The organism is Nitrosarchaeum sp. AC2 (assembly GCF_013407385.1).
GTDB lineage: Archaea > Thermoproteota > Nitrososphaeria > Nitrososphaerales > Nitrosopumilaceae > Nitrosarchaeum > Nitrosarchaeum koreense.
This window is the reverse complement of the sequence record NZ_CP030847.1, coordinates 1,655,561-1,676,411: the sequence shown is the minus strand read 5'-3', so window position 1 is coordinate 1,676,411 and position 20,851 is coordinate 1,655,561. Positions and strand designations below refer to the sequence as shown.

30 protein-coding genes and 2 tRNA genes are annotated in these 20,851 nt (G+C 31.3%); 17 read left to right on the top strand and 15 right to left on the bottom strand.

Annotation, left to right across the window (positions count from 1 at the left end):
• The first annotated feature begins 32 nt into the window (after window positions 1-32).
• The gene (locus tag DSQ20_RS10140) at window positions 33-236 is read left to right on the top strand and encodes a hypothetical protein (RefSeq protein ID WP_179365520.1); all 204 of its coding nucleotides are present in this window, start codon (window positions 33-35) and stop codon (window positions 234-236) included.
• Window positions 237-289: 53 nt separating this feature from the next.
• Window positions 290-640 carry a hypothetical protein gene (locus DSQ20_RS10135; protein WP_179365519.1) on the top strand — a complete coding sequence of 117 codons (351 nt, stop codon included), beginning with the start codon at window positions 290-292 and terminating at the stop codon, window positions 638-640.
• 28 nt (window positions 641-668) lie between these two features.
• Here the strand turns inward: DSQ20_RS10135 and DSQ20_RS10130 are convergent, their stop codons facing one another.
• Window positions 669-854 (bottom strand): C2H2-type zinc finger protein, encoded by a 186-nt coding sequence (locus tag DSQ20_RS10130; RefSeq protein ID WP_179365518.1) that lies wholly within the window; start codon window positions 852-854, stop codon window positions 669-671.
• Window positions 855-987: 133 nt separating this feature from the next.
• On the opposite strand from DSQ20_RS10130, the gene DSQ20_RS10125 reads away from it, so the two are divergent.
• The gene (locus tag DSQ20_RS10125) at window positions 988-1,377 is read left to right on the top strand and encodes a hypothetical protein (protein WP_237698829.1); all 390 of its coding nucleotides are present in this window, start codon (window positions 988-990) and stop codon (window positions 1,375-1,377) included.
• 13 nt (window positions 1,378-1,390) lie between these two features.
• Here DSQ20_RS10125 and DSQ20_RS10120 read toward each other — a convergent pair whose 3' ends face one another.
• The gene (locus DSQ20_RS10120) at window positions 1,391-1,951 is read right to left on the bottom strand and encodes a hypothetical protein (protein WP_007551611.1); all 561 of its coding nucleotides are present in this window, start codon (window positions 1,949-1,951) and stop codon (window positions 1,391-1,393) included.
• 82 nt (window positions 1,952-2,033) lie between these two features.
• Between DSQ20_RS10120 and DSQ20_RS10115 the strand changes: the two genes are divergently transcribed.
• The gene (locus DSQ20_RS10115; RefSeq protein ID WP_179365517.1) at window positions 2,034-3,122 is read left to right on the top strand and encodes a DegT/DnrJ/EryC1/StrS aminotransferase family protein; all 1,089 of its coding nucleotides are present in this window, start codon (window positions 2,034-2,036) and stop codon (window positions 3,120-3,122) included.
• Window positions 3,115-3,585 (top strand): tetrahydromethanopterin S-methyltransferase subunit A, encoded by a 471-nt coding sequence (locus tag DSQ20_RS10110; protein ID WP_179365516.1) that lies wholly within the window; start codon window positions 3,115-3,117, stop codon window positions 3,583-3,585. The genes DSQ20_RS10115 and DSQ20_RS10110 overlap by 8 nt, the downstream gene beginning before the upstream one ends.
• Here the strand turns inward: DSQ20_RS10110 and DSQ20_RS10105 are convergent.
• The 3 genes from DSQ20_RS10105 to DSQ20_RS10095 are packed head-to-tail and all read right to left on the bottom strand — an operon-like array spanning window position 3,582 to window position 5,333.
• Entirely contained in the window at window positions 3,582-3,926 is a 345-nt protein-coding gene (locus tag DSQ20_RS10105; RefSeq protein WP_179365515.1) for a dUTPase, read from the bottom strand. The two genes, DSQ20_RS10110 and DSQ20_RS10105, sit on opposite strands and share 4 nt — an antisense overlap.
• Before the next feature lie 49 nt (window positions 3,927-3,975).
• Complete coding sequence (locus DSQ20_RS10100; RefSeq protein ID WP_179365514.1) at window positions 3,976-4,869, bottom strand: PfkB family carbohydrate kinase; 894 nt, start codon at window positions 4,867-4,869, stop codon at window positions 3,976-3,978.
• Between the two features lie 11 nt (window positions 4,870-4,880).
• Window positions 4,881-5,333, bottom strand: a complete 453-nt coding sequence (locus tag DSQ20_RS10095; RefSeq protein ID WP_179365513.1) for a hypothetical protein — start codon at window positions 5,331-5,333, stop codon at window positions 4,881-4,883.
• A gap of 133 nt (window positions 5,334-5,466) precedes the next feature.
• Here DSQ20_RS10095 and DSQ20_RS10090 point away from each other — a divergent pair, with 133 nt between their 5' ends.
• Window positions 5,467-5,958, top strand: a complete 492-nt coding sequence (locus DSQ20_RS10090) for a hypothetical protein (RefSeq protein WP_007551604.1) — start codon at window positions 5,467-5,469, stop codon at window positions 5,956-5,958.
• Between the two features lie 234 nt (window positions 5,959-6,192).
• The gene (locus DSQ20_RS10085) at window positions 6,193-6,348 is read left to right on the top strand and encodes a hypothetical protein (protein ID WP_007551603.1); all 156 of its coding nucleotides are present in this window, start codon (window positions 6,193-6,195) and stop codon (window positions 6,346-6,348) included.
• 41 nt (window positions 6,349-6,389) lie between these two features.
• Here DSQ20_RS10085 and DSQ20_RS10080 read toward each other — a convergent pair whose 3' ends face one another.
• Together DSQ20_RS10080 and DSQ20_RS10075 are read right to left on the bottom strand one after the other, a co-directional pair.
• Window positions 6,390-7,385, bottom strand: coding sequence for a hypothetical protein (locus tag DSQ20_RS10080; protein WP_179365512.1), 996 nt, complete (start codon window positions 7,383-7,385; stop codon window positions 6,390-6,392).
• Window positions 7,386-7,862, bottom strand: a complete 477-nt coding sequence (locus tag DSQ20_RS10075) for a peptidylprolyl isomerase (protein WP_179365511.1) — start codon at window positions 7,860-7,862, stop codon at window positions 7,386-7,388.
• Window positions 7,863-8,107: 245 nt separating this feature from the next.
• On the opposite strand from DSQ20_RS10075, the gene DSQ20_RS10070 reads away from it, so the two are divergent.
• From DSQ20_RS10070 to DSQ20_RS10060, 3 genes are all read left to right on the top strand, one after another.
• The gene (locus tag DSQ20_RS10070) at window positions 8,108-8,329 is read left to right on the top strand and encodes a hypothetical protein (RefSeq protein WP_179365510.1); all 222 of its coding nucleotides are present in this window, start codon (window positions 8,108-8,110) and stop codon (window positions 8,327-8,329) included.
• A gap of 84 nt (window positions 8,330-8,413) precedes the next feature.
• Window positions 8,414-8,899: a hypothetical protein gene (locus DSQ20_RS10065; protein ID WP_179365509.1), complete on the top strand. Its 486-nt coding sequence runs from the start codon at window positions 8,414-8,416 to the stop codon at window positions 8,897-8,899.
• 171 nt (window positions 8,900-9,070) lie between these two features.
• Window positions 9,071-9,565 carry a hypothetical protein gene (locus tag DSQ20_RS10060; protein ID WP_255458259.1) on the top strand — a complete coding sequence of 165 codons (495 nt, stop codon included), beginning with the start codon at window positions 9,071-9,073 and terminating at the stop codon, window positions 9,563-9,565.
• Here the strand turns inward: DSQ20_RS10060 and DSQ20_RS10055 are convergent.
• The 3 genes from DSQ20_RS10055 to bluB form a co-directional block, all read right to left on the bottom strand.
• Complete coding sequence (locus DSQ20_RS10055; protein ID WP_007551596.1) at window positions 9,546-10,088, bottom strand: NADPH-dependent FMN reductase; 543 nt, start codon at window positions 10,086-10,088, stop codon at window positions 9,546-9,548. The two genes, DSQ20_RS10060 and DSQ20_RS10055, sit on opposite strands and share 20 nt — an antisense overlap.
• A 40-nt stretch (window positions 10,089-10,128) precedes the next feature.
• Window positions 10,129-10,222, bottom strand: a tRNA-Arg gene (locus DSQ20_RS10050).
• Between the two features lie 24 nt (window positions 10,223-10,246).
• Complete coding sequence (gene bluB, locus DSQ20_RS10045) at window positions 10,247-10,957, bottom strand: 5,6-dimethylbenzimidazole synthase (protein ID WP_007551594.1); 711 nt, start codon at window positions 10,955-10,957, stop codon at window positions 10,247-10,249.
• Between the two features lie 83 nt (window positions 10,958-11,040).
• On the opposite strand from bluB, the gene DSQ20_RS10040 reads away from it, so the two are divergent.
• Window positions 11,041-11,114: transfer RNA gene (locus DSQ20_RS10040), tRNA-Val, on the top strand.
• A gap of 9 nt (window positions 11,115-11,123) precedes the next feature.
• On the opposite strand, the gene DSQ20_RS10035 is transcribed toward DSQ20_RS10040, so the two are convergent.
• Window positions 11,124-11,600, bottom strand: a complete 477-nt coding sequence (locus DSQ20_RS10035; protein WP_179366388.1) for a hypothetical protein — start codon at window positions 11,598-11,600, stop codon at window positions 11,124-11,126.
• 100 nt (window positions 11,601-11,700) lie between these two features.
• Between DSQ20_RS10035 and DSQ20_RS10030 the strand changes: the two genes are divergently transcribed.
• Window positions 11,701-12,198 (top strand): CopD family protein, encoded by a 498-nt coding sequence (locus tag DSQ20_RS10030; RefSeq protein WP_007551592.1) that lies wholly within the window; start codon window positions 11,701-11,703, stop codon window positions 12,196-12,198.
• On the opposite strand, the gene rtcA is transcribed toward DSQ20_RS10030, so the two are convergent.
• Window positions 12,181-13,203 carry an RNA 3'-terminal phosphate cyclase gene (gene rtcA / locus DSQ20_RS10025; protein ID WP_179365508.1) on the bottom strand — a complete coding sequence of 341 codons (1,023 nt, stop codon included), beginning with the start codon at window positions 13,201-13,203 and terminating at the stop codon, window positions 12,181-12,183. The genes DSQ20_RS10030 and rtcA overlap by 18 nt on opposite strands.
• 63 nt (window positions 13,204-13,266) lie before the next feature.
• Here rtcA and DSQ20_RS10020 point away from each other — a divergent pair, with 63 nt between their 5' ends.
• From DSQ20_RS10020 to DSQ20_RS10010, 3 genes are read left to right on the top strand one after another with little or no spacing between them, the layout of a single operon-like run.
• Complete coding sequence (locus DSQ20_RS10020) at window positions 13,267-13,761, top strand: nicotinamide-nucleotide adenylyltransferase (RefSeq protein WP_179365507.1); 495 nt, start codon at window positions 13,267-13,269, stop codon at window positions 13,759-13,761.
• Window positions 13,762-13,804: 43 nt separating this feature from the next.
• Window positions 13,805-14,950, top strand: coding sequence for an alanine--glyoxylate aminotransferase family protein (locus DSQ20_RS10015; RefSeq protein WP_007551589.1), 1,146 nt, complete (start codon window positions 13,805-13,807; stop codon window positions 14,948-14,950).
• Between the two features lie 41 nt (window positions 14,951-14,991).
• Window positions 14,992-15,741: a peptidylprolyl isomerase gene (locus tag DSQ20_RS10010; RefSeq protein ID WP_179365506.1), complete on the top strand. Its 750-nt coding sequence runs from the start codon at window positions 14,992-14,994 to the stop codon at window positions 15,739-15,741.
• A 1-nt stretch (window position 15,742) separates the two neighbouring features.
• On the opposite strand, the gene DSQ20_RS10005 is transcribed toward DSQ20_RS10010, so the two are convergent.
• A complete protein-coding gene (locus DSQ20_RS10005) occupies window positions 15,743-16,807 on the bottom strand; it encodes a sn-glycerol-1-phosphate dehydrogenase (protein ID WP_179365505.1) in 1,065 nt (354 codons plus the stop codon).
• Between the two features lie 76 nt (window positions 16,808-16,883).
• On the opposite strand from DSQ20_RS10005, the gene psmB reads away from it, so the two are divergent.
• Entirely contained in the window at window positions 16,884-17,516 is a 633-nt protein-coding gene (gene psmB / locus DSQ20_RS10000; RefSeq protein ID WP_007551584.1) for an archaeal proteasome endopeptidase complex subunit beta, read from the top strand.
• A gap of 7 nt (window positions 17,517-17,523) precedes the next feature.
• Window positions 17,524-19,461: a beta-CASP ribonuclease aCPSF1 gene (locus DSQ20_RS09995; protein ID WP_007551582.1), complete on the top strand. Its 1,938-nt coding sequence runs from the start codon at window positions 17,524-17,526 to the stop codon at window positions 19,459-19,461.
• Here the strand turns inward: DSQ20_RS09995 and sepF are convergent.
• Complete coding sequence (gene sepF, locus DSQ20_RS09990; protein WP_007551580.1) at window positions 19,453-19,731, bottom strand: cell division protein SepF; 279 nt, start codon at window positions 19,729-19,731, stop codon at window positions 19,453-19,455. The two genes, DSQ20_RS09995 and sepF, sit on opposite strands and share 9 nt — an antisense overlap.
• 73 nt (window positions 19,732-19,804) lie before the next feature.
• Entirely contained in the window at window positions 19,805-20,812 is a 1,008-nt protein-coding gene (locus DSQ20_RS09985) for a tRNA (5-methylaminomethyl-2-thiouridylate)-methyltransferase (RefSeq protein ID WP_179365504.1), read from the bottom strand.
• Between the last annotated feature and the right edge of the window lie 39 nt (window positions 20,813-20,851).

Sequence of the window (20,851 nt, the reverse complement as noted above, 5' to 3'; positions counted from 1 at the left end):
ATATTTGAATTATTAAATGAATTATCAATAATATGACACTCGAAGAAGGATTAGAACTAATTGAAAACTACAAAAAAGGATTACAAAAATTTTTAGATGTACTACCTGAGCAAGCAGTTCAGTTAGGTTCTGAAATGATCAAAACACTAACAATAAATTCAAAAAATGAAATTGCAAATTTGGAAGCAATAGAAAAAGCATTAAAACGTACATCTAAATCAGGACTATCTAAATAATTGAGTTTTTTATTATTTAGAAGTATGAAAAATATAGGAATTGAATTATAATTATGACTGAAGATAAATGGAGTAGAAGCGAACAAAGAATTATTTCAATTATAGAAAAATTTACAACTTATAAAAATTGGATTTCTTTTATGCATTTATCAATAGAAGCAAAAATTGATCATCAAACGTTAACTAATCATATTGATTTGTTAATTAAAAGAGGTACAATAACAGAATATAGAGGAAAAAATAAATCAAGATTATTTTGTATTTCCGGACATAGTGATGATATAGAATATAATGAACAATTTCGAGATTTTACTCAAAGAGATCTACTAACTAAAGAAGAAGCAAATGAAAAACTTTCTAAATTATACAAATTAGGAACTGATAATCTTTACCATAAATTTTAATCATTAATTAATTTTTAAAAATAATATTTTACTTGCAATTTTTTTTATGTTTTCTTAGATCTTCTGAAGAATCAAATTCTGAACCACATGCTCTGCATTTTTCCTTTTTTTTGTTGTGTGCAACTTCTTGATGTTTTTTTAGCCTTTCAGGATCTGTTAGTACTGTTCCACATTTTTTACATTTTGTTTCATTAGAACTACCAAACAATCCCATGTTTAGTATAGTATCATCTAGTAGAAAAACTAATTTCCTCTTCCCAAGCCATTTAATTCTTAAAAATTCTTACAAAGGTAACAATTGTCAATTTACAAGATTATCTTTTGGGAATGCTTTCATAGGCGAAACTGTGAATAGAATTGTGGTATCTAAACACTTTGAGGAACAATTTTATCAATTTTGTACTGAGAACAATATCAAATGGGATGAAAAAAAGAGACGATGGAATAAACCATTTCATCCTAAAATTAAAAATATTTGGATTAAATCTGAGAAGGGTGATTTTCTAAATTCTATACGTCCAAAAGAAAAAGGATACTATGATTCCAAATTTTTAGGATGGGAATTGGGAGTCATTAAGAAAGAATATTGTTTTTGGTGTGGTAGAATTATTGAGGAAACAAGAAAAAATGATCCACGTTCAGAAACTGTAAAATTTTGTAATCAAACCCACAGAAAAGCATTTGGTAAAGTTAAAGCTGATCAAGAAAAGCTAGGAAAACTATTTGCATCTAAATAAAAATTATAATTCACTATTCTAAGACTTTTCTTGGTTTAGTACTAAGATAAAATGCGTGGGCACTAATTATGAATGCAGCAAGGAAAACCTTTGTTGCAAAAACCAAATTCCATGGTCTATTTTGATCTGGATATGCAATTGATAACATGTCAATATTGGGGGCATTACCTTTAATCATACCTGCTGTGATCTCTGCGTTTAAAACTGTAAAATTGTATAATACTTCATACAATGTAATAATTGCAAATCCTAACAACATAAGCTGAAGTAATGCCATTCTCCACCCAATGATTTTATTTCCAGCAGTTCTTCTCCATCCTATTCTTGAAACGCAATACCATCCAATAATTGTAGAAAAGAATATCCAAGTAGAAACCCTGGCAAAATTTTCAAATGGTATGAAAGTATTCTGAATTGCTTCTCCCATAACATATTTTCCATTTTCCATCCATTCTATCATAGTGATGTATACTCCAAAAACAAGACTTGAGACCATGATAAAACCACAAACATAGAAAATGTATAGAAAAACTTTGTACCCTGCATCTGATTTTTCAAGATGATGTTGACTCATTATGCGAATTTCCTAATTTTGAAATATAAAAATTCATGCCTATTTCATGAGATTTATAGACTAGTTTTATAGAGATTCCTTGTTGAAAATTGCAATTAATGTTCCATTTGTAGGTAAAGATGAAATTTCTGCAGTTACTTCAATTCTTAAAAATGGTTCACTTACATCAGCAGCAAGTCATGGAGGAAAGCATGTACAAGCATTTGAAAAATCAGCATCTTTATTCATAAAATCAAAATATGTAGTTGCTGTAAATTCTGGTACTGCTGCTTTACAGGCTGCACTTTATGCTTTAGATATCAAAAAAGGTGATGAAGTACTTGTTCCTTCATTTACATTTGTTGCAACTGCCAATTCTGTTGTCTCTACTGGAGCAAAACCAATTTTTGTTGACATATTGAAAGAAAATTATACTATGGATCCTGATGATCTACAAAAAAAGATTACAAAAAAGACTAGAGCAATTATGCCTGTACATCTTTATGGCAATGTAGCATATATTGATAGGATCCTAGAAATTGCAAAAAAACATAATTTGCCTGTAATAGAGGACTCTGCTCAATCTTTAGGTTCTACTTACAAAGGAAAACATGCTGGAACTTTTTCTGATTTAGGTTGTTGGAGTATGTATCCTGCTAAAGTAATGACATCTGGCGAAGGAGGATTTATTGGAACTAACAATAAAAAATTACATGATAAATTATTGATGATCAGAAACCATGGAATGGTTCATGGATATGATACCAGAATATTTGGATTAAATCTTAGATTACCAGAAATAAGTGCTGCTATTGCAACAATACAAATGAAAAAACTTCCGGGATTTCTAAAAACCAGACAAAAAAACGCAAATCTATTATCAAAACTTATTTCTGATTTGAATATTATTTTACCACATCAAAGAAAAAATGAAAATGTGAACTGGTATCTTTACACAATAGCAACTTCAAAACGAGATAAAATTTTGAAAAAACTTAATGAAAAAGGAATAGGTGCAGCTTCTTACTATCCTATTCCAGTTCACAAAACACCATTTTACCAACAAAAAATCAAACTTCCTATTACTGAATGGGCCTCATCTCATACTTTATCTCTGCCAATACATCCTAAAGTTACTAGTAAAAATATTGAATTTATCGCACAATCTCTTCGTGATATAATAAATGAATAGTATTGGAAATACAATTGGAGAATTATGTAAGATTATACTGCCAATTCCAGAAGAATCATACCTAGGAAATCCTCATTCTTCTATAGCAATTTGTACACTTTCAAGCATGAATTTACTTAAAAAAATCTCAAATTCTGAACTTTTGAATCATATTTCTATTGCTGGAAGATTACTTTCTGAAAACAAAGGAATTGATTCTATAATTAAATATCTTAACCAAAATAAAAAAGTAAAAACGCTTATAGTTTGTGGCAAAGAAGTCTGGGGTCATAAAGCTGGTCATTCATTGATTAAATTACATGAAAATGGAATCAATGAATATGGAAGAATAATTAACTCTTTAAGTCCTGATCCTTTTCTTACTTCAACAAAATCTGAGATAAATTATTTTCAGAATGAAATCAATCTAGTAAATATAATCAATGAAACTAATTTTGAAACAATTAAAAAATATGTAAACTAGTATCCGTTTCTTTGTCTTTCTCGATTAATCTCATTTTTCTTTTTATATTCTTCAAGAATATCATCTGGAGTCAAATTTAGTTCTAAGGATGCTTGTACCACAAAATGCCAAATATCAATTAATTCTTCTCTTGCTTCTGATACATTAAATGGAACTGGAGTTTTCCACCATTTCCAATTTGTAGTTCTTTGTAGTTCTACTGCTTCATGTATTATTGCTGTAGATAATGCAGAAATTCTTCCTTCAGAATCTTTTGGATATCGATCTAATTTCATCATTTCTGATAACCCCTTTTGTAATTTGAATATAGTATCTAAACGATCTTCATTTTTTTCAGACATATCTTAGAATATACAACTCAATTGCGGAAATAATCAAACTTAAATCTTTTTAGAAACGAATCATTTTTTCATATAATTTGACTCGTTTCATGATATCTGTTTTTTTAATTTGAAGTAATCCCTCTAATCCATATCTTTCAACAGCAAATGAACCCAAAACATTTCCATAAACAACAGCTTTTTTGATCTCTGATAACCTGACTGAATTTTTACTAGCTAAATACCCTATCATGGCTCCAGCAAACGAATCTCCTGCACCTGTTGGATCCACCACATCTTCTAATGAAAATCCTGCTGATGGAAATACTACATCATCAAAAAACATCATTGAACCATGCTCTCCTTTTTTAATTATTACGTATTTTGCACCCCATTCCATCATTTTTTTTGCACATTTTATTAAATTGAATTCTTTTGTTAGTAATTTAGCTTCTTCATCATTTATGACCACTGCATCTACAGCTTTAATCATCTTAATTACAGATTCACGTTTTGTAGAAATCCAAAATTCTATAGTATCACACATTGAAAATTTTACTTTATCAAATTCTTTAATTAACATTAAATTTTGATCAGGATCGTTATTGGCTAGATACACAAATTGAGATTTTTTATATTCTTGTGGAACAGTTGGTTTAAAATCTGCTAATACATTTAGCTCAGTCTTCAAAGTTTCTCTTGTGCTAAGTGTTTTATCATAACTTCCATCATAACGAAATGTTTTACCATCTTTTATGGTCAAGCCTCGTAAATCAAGATATTTTGCTAAAATTTGATGATATCTTTCAGGAAAATCTTTTCCAACTACAGCTATTAGTCCTGTATCAACAAAATTACTTGCTGATATTGCTGCAAATGTAGCAGCACCACCTAAAACATCTTTTAAAATTTTTTTTGGTGTTCTAATTGTATCTAAGGCAGTAGAACCAAAAACAGTTAACATTCTTTAAAAAACTAATTTTCACGTATAAATTCTCTTGCTTGATCAGGTGATGGGTAATATACAAAAGGTACATCAATCGAAGTAAAAATCACATCATATTTTATGACACCACTTATTTTTACTGTTGAATCTTCTTGTGTATTTACATTAGAATCTCTCATATACGTACCGCTTACAGAACTACTTCCTAATGCTGGCAGTACAAATGATTCCAAATCTCCCCTTCCTATCATTTCCTCATTTGTTACTACAAAAAACTCTGTTTTACCAGCAGTCAAATACAATAATGATGGATTACTAAACTCTAGTACAACGTCATGAATTACTCCACTTTCATTCTCTTCAAGAAGATCACTTTGAGTAATTTTCACGCCTATTTGTGAGGCTAATACATATTGTGAATATGCAAATAGACTTAACGCTATAACAATAATTATGATTACTTTCTTGGCTTTGGAAACCATACATCACGTTATCTCATGATCGCTTTTTAACTCAATAGGAAAAAAATCCCATTTCTATGTGTAAAAGTTTTGATCTAATCTTGAAGCTGATTAGAGCTAGCAGAATAAATCAAAACCTTACGATTTATGGGTGATGGCTAGAATAAAACTCAAACTTGGTGAGAGTGAAATTGAGGTTGAGTCTAGAGATTTCTATGTTGATAATCAAACTTTAGGTGAAATTATTGAAAACATATCTAGTCACATACATGCAAATCAGGCAAAAATTATCTATGAAAATTCAAATGAAGTTTCTACAAAGCCAAATGAATCAATACAATCTAACCGATTTGGTCTTGAATATTTAGATGATGCAGAAGCATTTGAGCCAGAGTTTAATGAACCAAAACCAATTACACCTCATGAAATCAAAGCAAAATTAAGAATATTAGAAACTAGTAAATTCTTTGATTCTCCTAGAACCGTAACAGAAACCGTCCAACAACTTCGAGAATATGGTTGGAGTGCTAGTCCCTTAGATGTATCAAAAGCTTTAGCAAAAATGGCATCTAATAGAGAAATTCTAAAAAATTCAAAAGAGAATAGAGCCCATTATTTTGTTGAAAACGCATTAGTATCTAACTAATTTTATACTCACACTTTTCACAACTCTCAAAAATTTCTCCATCTAAATGATCAAAATGTGTGTTGCACTGATTACATGTGTGATGCATATCGAAATATCCATCTTTCTCAATTTGTCCGATTCTATTTGATTCAAGATTAGTACTTTTACATTTGATACAGTGACATCCACATTCAATTTTCATTTATTTATTCTCCAATAATCTATGTATAGTTGTTTTACATATACAAATCATTGGGAAAGAAACGGGAAATCCCACTTGAGATTGATGATCATTTTAAGTTATATGGAAAAGAACCCTGGGAAGTAGATTATGGCGAAAAATGTGTAATCTGTAATGTTCGGATTGATGAATATGGTTTTTGTTCTTGTGGTTCAGGTGGAGAATAGTTTTACATTATCTAAAAATATATTCATAGTCTATTGAGATATTAAATTTCATCTGCATTTTGAGTATGCTCATCTTCGATATCTTTTGAAGTTACTGATGATTTTTTCTTCATGATAAATATGGTAATAATAACTCCAACTATGATTATTACGCCAAATAAAACTATGATGTTCTGATTAATGTCTGATACTAGTGGTAAATCTCGCATATTGGGATTTACTTGATCAGTATTTTTTGAATCTACGATTGATACCATGCCTGTAGTATCGGATCTTACGTTAATCCATACATGTGTTCCATTATTGATGTATCCATGAAAGTATATTCTTTCATTATCTACTAATACATCATATGATTCTGGTAATAGTTGAAGAGGAACTACCAATGTTAGAAATTGATTTTCTCCATTAACATGAAAATTAATTCTTTTGGTTAATTGTTCAAAATTAAATTCATCTGTTTCTGCAAACGATCTAATTTCAATTAAAAAATCTTTATTATCATATTTTATATTTTTTAATATTTTTGGTTCATTGATAGAATACTCTAGAATCATTTGACAACCATGACATGCAATTCCCTTTTTCTCACCCAAATACACTGGTTTATCATTTACAAAAACTAGATCTACTTCATTTGGAAATATAAAATTAGTTGTTTGAAGATATCTAAAATCTAAAGTCCATACATTATTTTTTAGAACTAAAACATCCTCAAGATCATATTGTACAACTATGTTTTTTTGTGATGGAAAAATAATAATACCATCGTTATCTCCAATAGAGCCAAACTGCTTCTCATCTCCTTCAACATCAGTAACACTAAGATTACTTACCAATCCATCGATCAATTGTAATTGTTTAGGCGAATTTGCTGCAATGACTTCATGTACAACGTGAATTTGATTCAATTCATTAATTATTACATTAACTGTTTTTTGCTTTACTTCTTCGCCAATAGATACTTGGGCATAAACTGTAGGAATTGCTATAATGAATAACAGTATTATGAAAAAACCAATCTGCTTTATTTTCATTTATTCCACTTTAACGTGAATCATTTTTGCTTCTTGAAGAGGACAATCATTTCCATCTCTTTGTAACTTTACAATTTTATCTGCAATATCCATTCCTTCTGTCACTTCTCCAAAAACCGTATATTGTCTATCGAGGAAAGTACTGTCAGTAGTAACAATGAAGAATTGTGAGCCTGCACTGTTTGGATCTTGGGCTCTAGCCATAGAAACAATCCCACGATGATGTGATCTGGAACTAAATTCAGCTTTAATCGTATAGCCTGGGCCACCTGTTCCCCAAGTACTCTTATTTCCACTTTTTGTGTTAGGGTCTCCTCCCTGAATCATAAATCCGGGAATAACTCTATGAAAAAGTGTACCATCATAGAATCCGTCTTTTGCTAATTTCTCAAAATTTCTTACAGTTTCTGGAGCCAAATCAGGAAGTAATTTAAATACAATTGTTCCCAAGTTTGTTTCAATAATTGCTGTACTCAATGAGAACTATCAACAGCATTATCATAAGAGTCTTTTTGTGCAAAGTAAATTAATATTTTTATAGTCTGTTATTTTTTTTTGAAAAATTCATAATAATCTGTACGTTTTTCGTTAATACAATAATTATTTAATAATTAGCGAATACTCTAAATGAAAAATTTTTCCAACTATTAATACTTGAATTAAAAATTAAATCATGTCAAAAAGTTATAGTCTTATATAGAACAACTAAAATTTAGAATTCGTTGAATCGTACAAACCAAAGCACGATCATTAAAGAAGCAATTAATTCTTATCTTGACAAAGGTGTAACAGACAAGCAAGATATCTATACCAAAGTTGTAGATGAACTTGGTGTCCCAAGACCTACTGTAAGAAGGGTCGCAAGAGATTTGAGAACTGAATTACTACAAAAAATCCAGATCTTACAATCAGATATGCCTAAAACATCTAACGAAGACGAATAAACTAGACTCTTTTTTTCTTTTTACTTAATATCAAATTTTGACATTAGCATTACTGTTATAAACAATGAATTTTTCAAATAAATTATGGGATACCTTGGAAACCATTTAGCAACAGTGGTTACTGGAGTCTTTGCAGCTGTACTTACTGGATTATGGCCTTATTTTGTAGATTTTGCTCCACTCCTAAACTTTGTGTTTATTATGGCTGTACCGATAACTTGGTTCCTTACATTCACTTGCTGGATTTCTCAAAAGAGTGCTGATTATATGCATAAATATGAAATACATGAAAATCATAGCGAAAAAAAAAGCTTGAGTAGCTCACAAACAACTCAAATTTACACATCAGATGGAAAACAAGTTAGTCCTACTGAAATTAAAGTAGCACAAAATGAATTATCTGGTGAATTAAACAAACTCAAAGAAAGTGTGAAACTCAAAGACAGTGAAATTGAAAGACTAAACCAAGAAATTTCAAATTTGCAAACTTTAGTTCAGATTGAATCATTAAAAACAGAACTTGCAAATCTTAAGATGTTGGCATCTAAAAGTAAATCAAAAAACAAATAGATCTACTTGTTACAATGACTACATACTATGCCATGATTGCTCTTACAACTTGGGCAACTAACAGCACCGCCATAATGGCATTTACATGAGCACAACTCTGTTGGATCTTTTTCCATATCTAGTATCATTTCTACGTCATGTTAATATTTGACTCTTTAATTTTTACCTTTGATGAATTGGAATAAATCTTTTAAACTAAGTAATGTAATTCCAGATATGTCCAAAAATATTATCTTTGCAAGCGTTATTGCATCAATAATATTTACTACTGTTTTATCAACTAATATTTCGTTTGCTGAATCAATAAATTCACAAACAGAAATTACTCCAATCAATAATTCCATTGGACTTGAAAAAACAACTTTACAAATGCAAATTTCTGAAAATAATAAACTCCCTTGGGGATTCGTTGAAGGAAAAATTGCAAACCATGTTGCTGGTCATCCTGTAATTATTCAGATATTTGATAACGATGAAATTATTCCAGGAAACAGTGTTGGTGCAGTACACTTTGCACAAACTATAGTAAATGAAGATGGCTCATATGAATACAAATTTAGGGTATTAGATTCCAATAACGGAAAAATAACTAAAATCTTTGATGGAAATTATACTGTTAAAATTTTCAAAGTTGTATACTTACAACCTAATCTTGATGTAATTTAGAGGCTATTTTCAAAGTCTCATCTACCATATCTCTTAATCTTTTCTTATCCTCTTCTTTTGATATAGCGTTTTCTGATATTGCTTCTGTTGTGAGAAACACTGCTTTAGGATTGGCAATTACTCTAAAATATGATAATAATTGAGTGATGAGTGTTTGTACATCAATAAATCCAATATTACTTGCGGCTAAAATTACTATGCCTGCAACTTTACCTTCAGTTTTTTTATAATTGATATATTCAAACAAATTTTTCAATGCAGAACTAAAAAATGAATTGTAAATTGGAGATCCAATTAACCAAACATCTGCATCCATGATATCTTTAGCTGCATTTTTTGTTTGCTCATTATATTCTTCTTCTGGTCCTCTATAACATTCAATTTGTCCGTCTGAAAGATTGATAAATTCTGTATCTACATTTTTTGATTTAGTATATTCGTAAACATATTTCATTATCACTTGAGTATTTGCATTTTTTCTAGGACTACCTGAAATTACTACAACTTTCATAATTCTGACCATTTACAACTGTATTTAAGTTGCAATAATAATTTTTAAAAAACGGGCTTGGAGGGCTTCGATCCCTCGACCTGTAACTTAGGAGGCTACTGCGCTATCCAAGTTTCGCGTCTTAAATGACTCTGCGCCACAAGCCCAGCAAAAAAAACATTTGTAATTATTTAAGCGTAATCAAGATTAGTTTTGATCATCTCTTGAATTTGATTCCATTCTGTATTCTCAGTATCTTGCCATTTTTCAAAATATACTACATCCTTCAGATCAAGTCTTGGAAGCCATCCTGCAGTTTCAAGATCTGGTTTTTGTGCAAATTCATCCACATATCCCAAACATAGATATGCTATCGGAACAACATGTTCTGGTAATTCTAAAACTTCCTTAAGTGCATCATTTGAAAGAATGCTTACCCATCCAAGTCCAATTCCTTCAGTTCTTGCAGCAAGCCATAAGTTTTGAACTGCACAGCATACACTGTATAACCCTGCTTCAGGAATACTTGTTCTACCAATCACAAATGGACCAAATTTAGTTGGATCATATGTTACACATAGATTAATAGGAGATTCTAAAATTCCTTCAAGTTTAAACGAAAGATATTTTGATCTTTTGGGCTCTTCAATTAATTTTGATGAACGACTTTTTTCTTGTTCAAATGAATTTTTTATCTTCTTTTTTGTAATCATTTCTTTTATTAAAATAAAATTCCATGGTTGAGAAAAACCAACAGACGGTGCATGATGTGCTGCATTTAGAATTCTAGCTAAAATATCATCATCAATAGATCTTGATGTAAAATGTGATCTAACATCTCTTCTAGAATAAATTGCCTTATAGAGGCCTTTTTTTTCCTCTTCTGTAAAATCTTCTGTCAACTCTTAACCGTCTTCCTTCTTTTTATTCAATCCTTTCTTTTGTTAAACGTTAATAATGCCTGCACCTAATCTTTTACTTCAATGGGCCGGTAGTCTAGCCGGTTAGGATACTGCCCCGACATGGCAGTGATCGTGAGTTCGAATCTCACTCGGCCCACTCTTTAACTTAAGTTGAAGACTTGAATTCTTTTTCTATCAAGCTCCAAGACGTTTCTGTAGTTATGATTCCTTCAGCACTAAAACTATTGATCCTGCCATCCAAAACCGCTTGATATATTTCTGAATTTAATTCAGATTTTATTAAAACGAAAGTATTTTTCAATGGAATTTCTGAATCCGGATAAAACACTGCCCTGCCAGGCATGGCAATATCTTCAGTGGAATATTGACCAGAACCCAACAATTGATCATCTGCATAAAGCTGGTATCCAATCACAGGAACTGTAAAAGTTTTTTCACTTGGATTTTTTACAAGAAAAACAATTTCTAATTTTGCAGAATTTTCAATTGAATTAACGTCTTTTACTTCTACACTAGATAATCGAATTTCAACTTGTTCTAACTGTGAATTATCAAGACTGGCATACCAGATGATTATGCCCATCAATCCAAATAATCCTGCTATAGAAGCATACACTATCATTTTACTTTGTAATCCCAATTCAATGATATCAGATTATGAACAACTAAAAAACGTTGTCAAGATCCAAATACATAATATTTGATTTGAAATATGAAACAGTATGACTCCATTAGAACAAGCAATAATTATGTGGATTCATCTTCTTGCAGCTGCAATCTGGGTGGGCGGTTCTCTTTTTATTGGAATTGTTTTTTCACCACTTCTAAAAACAATGTATGGTTCAATTGAAGAAAGATTACAAATTATGATTAAAGTTGGTAAGAGATTTAACAAAATTGCTGTACCGTCATTAATTATTCTAATGGGAACTGGATTATACAATTCACATGTGTTGTTGAGTAAACCTGATCTGTTAATGGCAACAAGCTATGGTAATTTTCTTATTATAAAAATAATTTTAGTCATAGCATTGATCATTACATATATCATTCATGTTAGAGTAATTAGAAAAGATGTAGAAGAAAAAATAATGTCAAAACAAATGTCAACTCAACAAATTCAAAAACTAAGAAAAAAAATCATCATACTTGGAGAAATTACTGTAATCCTATCTGTAGCAATTCTATTTTTTGCATCATTACTAGATGCTGGCGTATGAAATACCTTCAATTCTAATCTCAAAACAATCATTTAGTTTACCTACTCCATATTTACAACCAGTTATTTTTGAAGCCACAAACAAATTTGTCTCTAAATGTTTTGAAATATTTTTAACTCTAAAAACTGTCATTTCGTTAGTAAGACATGCTGGTAAAACAAGCATATCTGCTAGTCGTTCATCAACGCCAAGATTATTTTCAATAAAACTTTCTAGATCCAAATTAAATTGTTCAGTTTTTTTATCAAAAATTGAATCAATTCCATTTATTGATTCGTCGTCAATACTACAAATCAACAAAGATGCTCCTGAATTAATAGCAATTTCTTCATTAATTTGAGATTGAACATTAAATTTTTTTTCAATTAATTTTTTTTCAAAACTTTCTACATTTCTTTTTATTAATTCATTTGGTAAATTAGAAAATGAACAAAATAATTTTACATTTCTTGTTTTTCTTTGATTCAGTGTAATTGATTTTACTTTGGATGGTAAAACTTCCAAATTTATTTCTCCACCACCTTTAGGATAATAACCACGTTTGATTACTTTCATTGAAAATTTAATTCCCATTCTAGAATATGCTTCTTTCAAAACATATTGAGTATAATCAATTGTAGGACTCCAAAGAGTATCTGTACCTCCTTTGATTGTTAAATTTATTTTTTTTTGACATATTGCAGCTACTGGAATCAATACTTGTAGTATGAGAGATATACTTCCTGCAGTTCCAACATCTTCAATTAGATTACAACTTTTAACATTTCCTGGAATGAATTTTAAACTTGTTGATCCTATTTGTGCTCCTTCTACATCTGCATCACAAATTTTTTGTAGAATTTTAATTGCTGTAAGATGTTGCGGTCTTAATCCTGGAACATTCCTATTTTTTCTTATATTTTCTATTATTACAGATCGTTTTGTAATGCATGATAATGTAATTGCAGTGCGAATTATTTGTCCTCCACCCTCACCAAATTCACCATTAATTTTTAGAAATTCCATGTATTTTCTTGATATACAGCACTTTATGATAGTTTTTAAAAAGAAATTATCTAATTATTTTGTATGAATGGATTACTAATAGGGAGATTTCAACCATTTCACTTAGGTCATTTAGATGCTTTACATTTTGCATTATCCAAAGTTGATAAATTATGGGTAGGATTAGGCAGTTCCAATAAATCTTTAGATAAAAACAATCCATTTTCTGCTGAAGAACGAAAAGAAATGATTTTATCTTCAATTGATGATTCTATGAAACAAAGAATCCAAATCTATTTCATTCCAGATCTGGATAATCACATTAAATGGATTGAACTTATCAATACAATAGTTCCAAAATTTGATATTATTTTTACTAATGATGAATTAACTAGACATCTTTATTCAAAACGTAATGTTACAGTACTGTCAATTCCATTTGTCAAAAGAGATGTTCTCTCCGGAACAAATATTCGAAATATGATAATATCCGATCAAAAATGGGAGGATCTTGTTCCTGAAGGAACTAAACATTTTTTGAATAAAATTAGTGGTAAACAACGATTGAAAAATCTCTAATTATAAATAAACCTCATTAGAAAGCTACGATGGAGATATAAAATTGGAATATTTGTCAATGCTTCCTGGTCCTACCAATGTACCTGATAGAGTTATGAGAGCAATGCTTGCTCCAATAATTAATCATAGAAGTGATGACTTTGTTGAATTATACACAGATGTAGTTGAAAAAACACAACAAGTTTTTCAAACTAAAAATGATATAGTTGCATTATCTGCCTCAGGAACTGGAGCAGTAGAAGCAAGCGTAATTAATATTGTAAAAAAAGGCGATAAAATCATAATTCCTGTAAATGGAGAATTTAGCGGTAGACTTGCAGAACTAATTGAAGCTCAAGGAGCTCATGTAATTAAACTTCAAACCCCTCCTGGAGAAAATGCAACTTTTGATAAAATAAAAGAAGCTTTTGATAATAACAAAGATGTCAAAGCATTCTATGTTGTTCATAATGAAACATCTACAGGAACAATGGTAAATTATCTTGATCGAATATCTGATTTAACATCACGTAACGATGCAATGTATGTTGTAGATTCTGTTTCTATACTTGGCGGTGTTAATCTTCCAGTTGATAAATGGAATATTGATGTATGTATGACTGGTGCACAAAAAGCAATCGCTGCACCTCCTGGAATTTCTCCAATATCTATTAGTGCTAAAGCCAAAAAATACATGATTGCTAATCCTCCACCTACAATGTATTTCAATTTAGCAAGGTATTTCAAATATTATGAAGAATCAAAACATACTCCATTTACTCCAGCATTGCCTTTACTTTATGCATATAGAGAAGCATTATCCATTATGTTAGAAGAAGGACTTGAACATGTATTCAAACGACATAAGATTTGTTCTGATGCACTATATTCTGGTTTAAGTGCAATAGGCCTAACACCATTTGCAAAAAAAGAAGACCGGTCAATATCTATTATTGCATTAAATTACTTAGATGGTCTAGAAGACAAAATTTTCAGAGATACACTAGCTGAAAAATTCAGAGTGTTGGTAGCTGGAGGATTTGGAAATCTCAAAGGTAAAGTTTTCAGAGTAGGATGTATGGGAGAAGTTAACAAATATCATGTTATGAGAACAATATCTGCAATTTCATCAACATTGGCAATGATGGGTTATGATGCAGATGCCCAAGCAGGTCTCAAAACAGCTGAAGAAAAACTAAAAGCTCTCTAATCCATGTTAACTTAATATAAGGAAATTCGAGACCGATCACATTGACTTTCAATAAAGGTTCATTGATACTAATTGATTATACTGCTAAGGTTAAAGATAATGCAGAGGTTTTTGATACTACTATTGAAGAAGATGCAAAAAAACATTCTATTCATGAATCAAATGTAAAATATCAACCAAAGCTTGTTTCAATTGGTGAAGTATCCTATCCTGTTCTCAAAGGATTAGATGAAGCATTAGCTAAAACTTCAGTAGGTGATAAACTCACAATTGAAGTTACACCTGACAAGGGATTTGGCGAACGTGATTCTGGTAAAGTTAGAATGATTCCAATTAGAAAACTTGGTGAAGACGCTGAAAAAGTTTCTGTAGGCGATACAATTGAAGTTGATAATAAGAGAGGAATTATAAGATATATTGGTTCAGGAAGAGTCCAAATCGATTATAATCATAGATACGCAGGTAAAACAATTCTTTATGATGTTAATGTAGTAAAATCACTTGAAACTCCAAATGATAAAGTCGATGGAATTCTAAAAAATAGACTACCACTAGAAGATTCAAAGATTGCATTTGAATTAAAAGATAAAGAAGTAAACATTACAATTCCTGAAGAAATACTACGAGCTGATGGACTTCAAATAATGAAACACTTCATACAATTAGATATTTTCAAATTTGTTCCATCATTAGAGAAAGTTAACTTTATTGAAACACATCTCAACAAACAAACTCAAACAAAGAAAGCTGAAACCAAAGAAGAAAAAACACCAGAACCAAAAACAGCTTAAATCAAATTACATTAGTTACTTTTGCAAGATTCAACGCCTTTTTCTCTGTCATTTCAATTTCTTTTAAAATAGTATATCTTTCAGGCCTTAATTCTTGTGCAATCATTAGAGCAGTTACAATTTCTTCAGATTTTAAACCAATTTGTTTTGCTGATGTTGGTGCACCAACATCTTTTAACGTTTTTACAATTTTTTTCCAATCTTGTCCTTGTAATTTTGCCATCATAATAGAACCAATACCGCATTTCTCTCCATGAAGACCTCTTCCAGGTGCAATCTTATCTAAAGCATGTGAAAAAAGATGTTCTGCTCCTGAACACGGTCTACTACTACCTGCAATACAAGACGCAACTCCTGCACTAATCAATGCTTCAACAATTATTCTTACATCTAGTCCGTTTTTAGCATAATGACTTGAATTTTCCATAACTATTTTTGCACTCATCAATGCTAAATCTGCAGAATATCTACCGTAATACTCACCTGTTTTTTCATGTCCTAACCGCCAATCTTTAACAGCTATGATATTTGCAATAAGATCACCGCAACCACTAGCTAAAAGTTTTGGAGGCGCTTTACGAATTATATCAATATCTACAAATACTCCTAATGGTGCTGATGCAACAATTGAGTGCGGTTTATCGCCAACAATAGAAACAAATGGACTTGCCATTCCGTCGTGCGAAGCAGCTGTTGGTACGCTTACAAACGGTTTATCTAGGTTAAATGCAATCATTTTAGCAGTATCTACAGAACGACCTCCTCCAATACCTACAATCAAGTCACTTTGATCTTTTTTTACGTCTTTTTGGATCGTATTTATGGCTGGAATTGTATTGTTTCCAGACATATGCCAAACAAATTTTATTTTATTGGATTTTAACGAACTTTCAATTTTTTTCTGAATAATTTTTGTTACATTTGTTCCGCTGATTAACGAAATTCTTTTTGATTTATTGAGAGAATTAACAAACTTTCCAAAATCACCTATGTTTCTCTCCCCAATCTCAATGAGCCTGGGCAGTTCCATCGTATGCGACTGCATACGATCATGACTTTTTGTCATTATTTATCATTTCAATGGAACAAAAAGTTATTTAAAAGGGTGTCATGCATTTCCTAATATCTCTAATAGGTGTATTTTGTCAAATAATGTTGAAGAAAAAATTCTGCACGGGACTACCACTGTAGGTATCAAGGCTAAAGACGGTGTTGTCTTATGCGCTGATATGAGAGCCAGTGCTGGATATTTCATTGCAAATAACAATACTATGAAAATTCAAAAAATTGATGCACACGCAGGCTTGACTTTAGCTGGAGGTGTAGCAGATGCTCAAAACATTGTGGATATACTTCGTTATCATTCAAATCTTCATAGAGTAGAAAAACAGGGACCGATTTCAATTCATTCTCTTGCTAGACTCTGTTCTCTCATATTTCATCAGAATCGTGGTTATCCATTCATGGCAGATATTCTTGTTGGTGGTTATGATGCAAATGGCCCTGCATTATTTAATATCGACATGTTTGGTTCAGTTGAACAAAAATCTTATGTAACAACAGGTAGTGGTTCTCCTGTAGCATATGGTTTGTTAGAAGAAGAATATAGATCTGATCTAACAGTAGAAGAAGCAAAAAAAATTGCTCTAAGAGCAGTAAAAGCCGCAATAGTTAGAAACATTGGTACTGGCGATGGAATTAACATCGCAGTTATGGATAAAGACGGATTCCGTCTTTTGACTGAAGAACAAAAGAAAGCAGTCATCGAACTTTAGTGATTTAATGCAAAGAAAACAGCAACAAAAAGAATTACCTCCTAGCCAAAATATGATGGCGATCATACTGCAAAGTATACCCAAAGAAGCTAAAGTAACAAAAATTGAATATGAAGGACCAAGAATTGCGTTGTATACAAATTCACCACGTTATTTGATGGAAAACAACGAAACAATTTCTAATCTTGTTAATATAATTAAAAAAAGAATTGTTGTACGAACTGACGAATCTATTAGAAAATCAGAAGAAGACGCAAGAAAAATTTTAGCTGAATGTATTCCAAAAGAAGCAAATTTTCAAGGGGCATTTTTTGATACTGCTACAGGTGAAGTTTCAATTGAAGCTAAAAGACCTTGGTTACTACAAAGAGATGCAAAAGAATTCAATCATGCTGAAATAACTGAAAAAATAGGTTGGAAACTCCGTATAAGAAAAGCAACTACAATACCATCTCGTACTATTCAAACAATAAATGCAAATCTAAAACTCACAGCTGTTGAACGAAGCAAGCAATTCAAACAAATTGGAGATGAGATATTTAGACCTAGATTAGCACAAAAATCTGAGGTATCTCTCATAACACTTGGCGGTTTTAGTCAAGTGGGGAGATCTTGTATGCTCTTATCTACTCCTGAAAGTAAAATCCTAGTTGATTGTGGTATAAATCCTGGTGCTAAACACCCAATGGATTCTTTTCCTAGATTAGATTTTCTAGATATTACTTTAGACGAACTTGATGCAATAGTGATTGGACATGCACACTTAGATCACACTGGGTTCTTACCTGCATTGTGTAAATTTGGTTATAAAGGACCAATTTATTGTACAGAGCCAACACTACCCATGATGAATCTTATTCAATTAGATGCAATCAAAGTTGCTGCTGCACAAGGTAGAACACCAATTTACTCCGAAAGAGATGTTAAACAAATCATGAAACAAGCAATTACTTTACCATATGGTACTGTTACAGATATTTCTCCTGACATTAAATTAGTACTTGCAAATGCAGGTCATATTTTAGGTTCAGCTTTATGTCACTTTCATATTGGTAATGGTGATCATAATTTTGTTTATTCCGGTGATATTAAATTTGGAAAAAGTATTTTATTTGAAGCAGCCAGTTGGAATTTCCCTAGAGTTGAAACTCTGTTAATTGAAAGTACATACGGTGCAAAAGAAGACATTCAACCAACCAGACAAGAAGTAGAATCTGCTTTCATTAATGCAGTAAATAACACTCTTGCTGATGGAGGAAAAGTTCTCATTCCTATTCCTGCAGTCGGTCGTGCACAAGAAATCATGATGGTAATTGATCACTATATGAAATCCGGTGAAATGGTTGAAGCTCCTGTTTTTACAGAAGGAATGATTTCAGAAGCTTCTGCAATTCACGAGGCATATCCTGAATACCTTGCTAGAGAATTAAAACAGAAAATCTTAGAAACTGATGATAATCCATTTGACTCAGAATATTTTACAAACATTGAGCACGCTGATACACGAGAAGAACCTATGCGAGACAATTCACCATGTATTATTTTGGCAACATCTGGAATGTTAGAAGGTGGGCCTGTTTTAGAATATTTCAAAAATATTGCTCCTGATAAAAAGAACAAAGTCTTGTTTGTTTCATATCAAGTCAATGGAACTATGGGTAGGAGAGTATTGGATGGTTCAAAACAAGTTACTATGTTAGGTAAAGAAGGAAAAGTAGAAGTTGTTACAATTAATTGCAGTGTTGAAAAACTGGATGGATTTAGTGGACACAGCGATTATAATCAATTAATGTCATTTGTTCAAAGACTAAGACCAAAACTTCGTAGAGTCCTTGTAAATCACGGAGAACGACGAAAATCAGAAAATTTGGCAATGAATATTAGAAGAATGTTTAGAGTTCCTGCACACTATCCTCAAGTTCAAGAAGCGATCAAATTATTTTAGATCATATTCTGGTTTCCAGATTTTAATATTTGATGGTGCCACAATAATCCTTTCTTCACCCAATCTTGCAATATCTGCACCCTCAGTTTTTGCAATAGAATACAACTCCTCAACTACTTTTCTGAGCTGTTCAACATTTTTTTGAGCCAATGGTGTAACTCTAAGAATTAAAATCATTTCTTTTTTGATATCTTCTTTAATCGAATGTACATCACTAATGTCTCGTATAGTAATGGCTTTCAAATATGTGGGATTTTCCTGTTTTTGCATCCTTGAAGAAAATGCGATCTACTCCTTCAAAAACTCTTCCTTAGTTTTAACTAATTCCAAAAAAAAATCATGCCTAAATTCTAAATTTAATGTATGATTCTTCTTCAGCATGCTCTGCTGTGATTTCGTTTGTTATGTTGTTTTTAGAAATAGTAATTGTTGATTGCATTCCCTTTGGTGCATCTGAATATCTTAAGGTAATAGAAGATGCAAATTTTACATGCATATCTGCATTCTTTCCACGTAAAATTGAAACTGGCCCCATATGATCACGAGCCTGTAATAAAATATCATCAGGTAATGCAATTGCTTTTATCATTTCATTTTCATCTTTATTCCTGCCAACAACAAATTTAGTTTGTTCATCTAATCTGAAATGTCTTCCTACTTTTAGTAAATCAATATCATTTATTGTAGGAGTTTCAGTGTGTGAAAACAAATCTTTTGCACGTAAACCAAATGTTGGATCAGTTAAAAGACATCCACCACCAGCATTAGGTGGATTTTCAATTCCATATTTCTTTGCCATCTCTAATTGTGCTCTTCTAGTTCTTCCTTTAATCATCCCAAGATTTTCTCTTTTGATCAATCCATTTTTTTCAGGATCTGTTTCTGGAAGCAGTCCTGCAGATAATGGTCTAACAATTTTTCCTATCAGACCTGAATCTTTTTCAATTGTTCTTAATGAAGGAGCGTGTTGACTCATTGGTCTTTGTCCTAACACTTCTCCCGAAATTATAAATTCAGCACCGATCTCTTCCATGTGTTTTTTTGCAGCATCAAACATCATAGTCCTACAATCAACACATGGATTAAATCCAGCACCAATACCATGTTTTGGATGTTTTAACATCTCAATGTATTCATCACCAAGATACACAGTTTTTAAATTGACATTAAGATCATCAGCTCTTTCTCTAATCTCAAAACCACAACCTCTTCCACAATCAAAATCACAAAAAGGTGTTTTTATTGCAACAGCTGAAACTTCAAATCCCTGTTCCTGCATCATTCTAACTGCAAGCTGGCTATCTAAACCACCAGATAACAGAGCAACTACTTTCTTTTTTTCGTCTGCCATATTAAAAAAAATCAAAATTGCTGTATACAAACTTTACAT

Excerpts from the sequence above, each read along its gene's own strand:
- DSQ20_RS10100 (WP_179365514.1), bottom strand. The coding sequence starts at position 4,869 with ATGTTAACTGTTTTTGGTTCTACTGCCTTAGATACAATTAGAACACCA.
- DSQ20_RS10130 (WP_179365518.1), bottom strand. The coding sequence starts at position 854 with ATGGGATTGTTTGGTAGTTCTAATGAAACAAAATGTAAAAAATGTGGA.
- DSQ20_RS10020 (WP_179365507.1), top strand. The coding sequence starts at position 13,267 with ATGAATGGATTACTAATAGGGAGATTTCAACCATTTCACTTAGGTCAT.
- DSQ20_RS10055 (WP_007551596.1), bottom strand. The coding sequence starts at position 10,088 with ATGGTCAGAATTATGAAAGTTGTAGTAATTTCAGGTAGTCCTAGAAAA.
- DSQ20_RS10060 (WP_255458259.1), top strand. The coding sequence starts at position 9,071 with ATGAATTGGAATAAATCTTTTAAACTAAGTAATGTAATTCCAGATATG.
- rtcA (WP_179365508.1), bottom strand. The coding sequence starts at position 13,203 with ATGGAATTTCTAAAAATTAATGGTGAATTTGGTGAGGGTGGAGGACAA.
- DSQ20_RS10140 (WP_179365520.1), top strand. The coding sequence starts at position 33 with ATGACACTCGAAGAAGGATTAGAACTAATTGAAAACTACAAAAAAGGA.
- DSQ20_RS10065 (WP_179365509.1), top strand. The coding sequence starts at position 8,414 with ATGGGATACCTTGGAAACCATTTAGCAACAGTGGTTACTGGAGTCTTT.
- DSQ20_RS10095 (WP_179365513.1), bottom strand. The coding sequence starts at position 5,333 with ATGGTTTCCAAAGCCAAGAAAGTAATCATAATTATTGTTATAGCGTTA.
- DSQ20_RS10005 (WP_179365505.1), bottom strand. The coding sequence starts at position 16,807 with ATGACAAAAAGTCATGATCGTATGCAGTCGCATACGATGGAACTGCCC.
- DSQ20_RS10030 (WP_007551592.1), top strand. The coding sequence starts at position 11,701 with ATGACTCCATTAGAACAAGCAATAATTATGTGGATTCATCTTCTTGCA.
- DSQ20_RS10110 (WP_179365516.1), top strand. The coding sequence starts at position 3,115 with ATGAATAGTATTGGAAATACAATTGGAGAATTATGTAAGATTATACTG.
- DSQ20_RS09985 (WP_179365504.1), bottom strand. The coding sequence starts at position 20,812 with ATGGCAGACGAAAAAAAGAAAGTAGTTGCTCTGTTATCTGGTGGTTTA.
- sepF (WP_007551580.1), bottom strand. The coding sequence starts at position 19,731 with ATGCAAAAACAGGAAAATCCCACATATTTGAAAGCCATTACTATACGA.
- DSQ20_RS10090 (WP_007551604.1), top strand. The coding sequence starts at position 5,467 with ATGGCTAGAATAAAACTCAAACTTGGTGAGAGTGAAATTGAGGTTGAG.
- DSQ20_RS10135 (WP_179365519.1), top strand. The coding sequence starts at position 290 with ATGACTGAAGATAAATGGAGTAGAAGCGAACAAAGAATTATTTCAATT.
- DSQ20_RS10035 (WP_179366388.1), bottom strand. The coding sequence starts at position 11,600 with ATGATAGTGTATGCTTCTATAGCAGGATTATTTGGATTGATGGGCATA.
- DSQ20_RS09995 (WP_007551582.1), top strand. The coding sequence starts at position 17,524 with ATGCAAAGAAAACAGCAACAAAAAGAATTACCTCCTAGCCAAAATATG.
- DSQ20_RS10105 (WP_179365515.1), bottom strand. The coding sequence starts at position 3,926 with ATGTCTGAAAAAAATGAAGATCGTTTAGATACTATATTCAAATTACAA.
- DSQ20_RS10120 (WP_007551611.1), bottom strand. The coding sequence starts at position 1,951 with ATGAGTCAACATCATCTTGAAAAATCAGATGCAGGGTACAAAGTTTTT.
- DSQ20_RS10080 (WP_179365512.1), bottom strand. The coding sequence starts at position 7,385 with ATGAAAATAAAGCAGATTGGTTTTTTCATAATACTGTTATTCATTATA.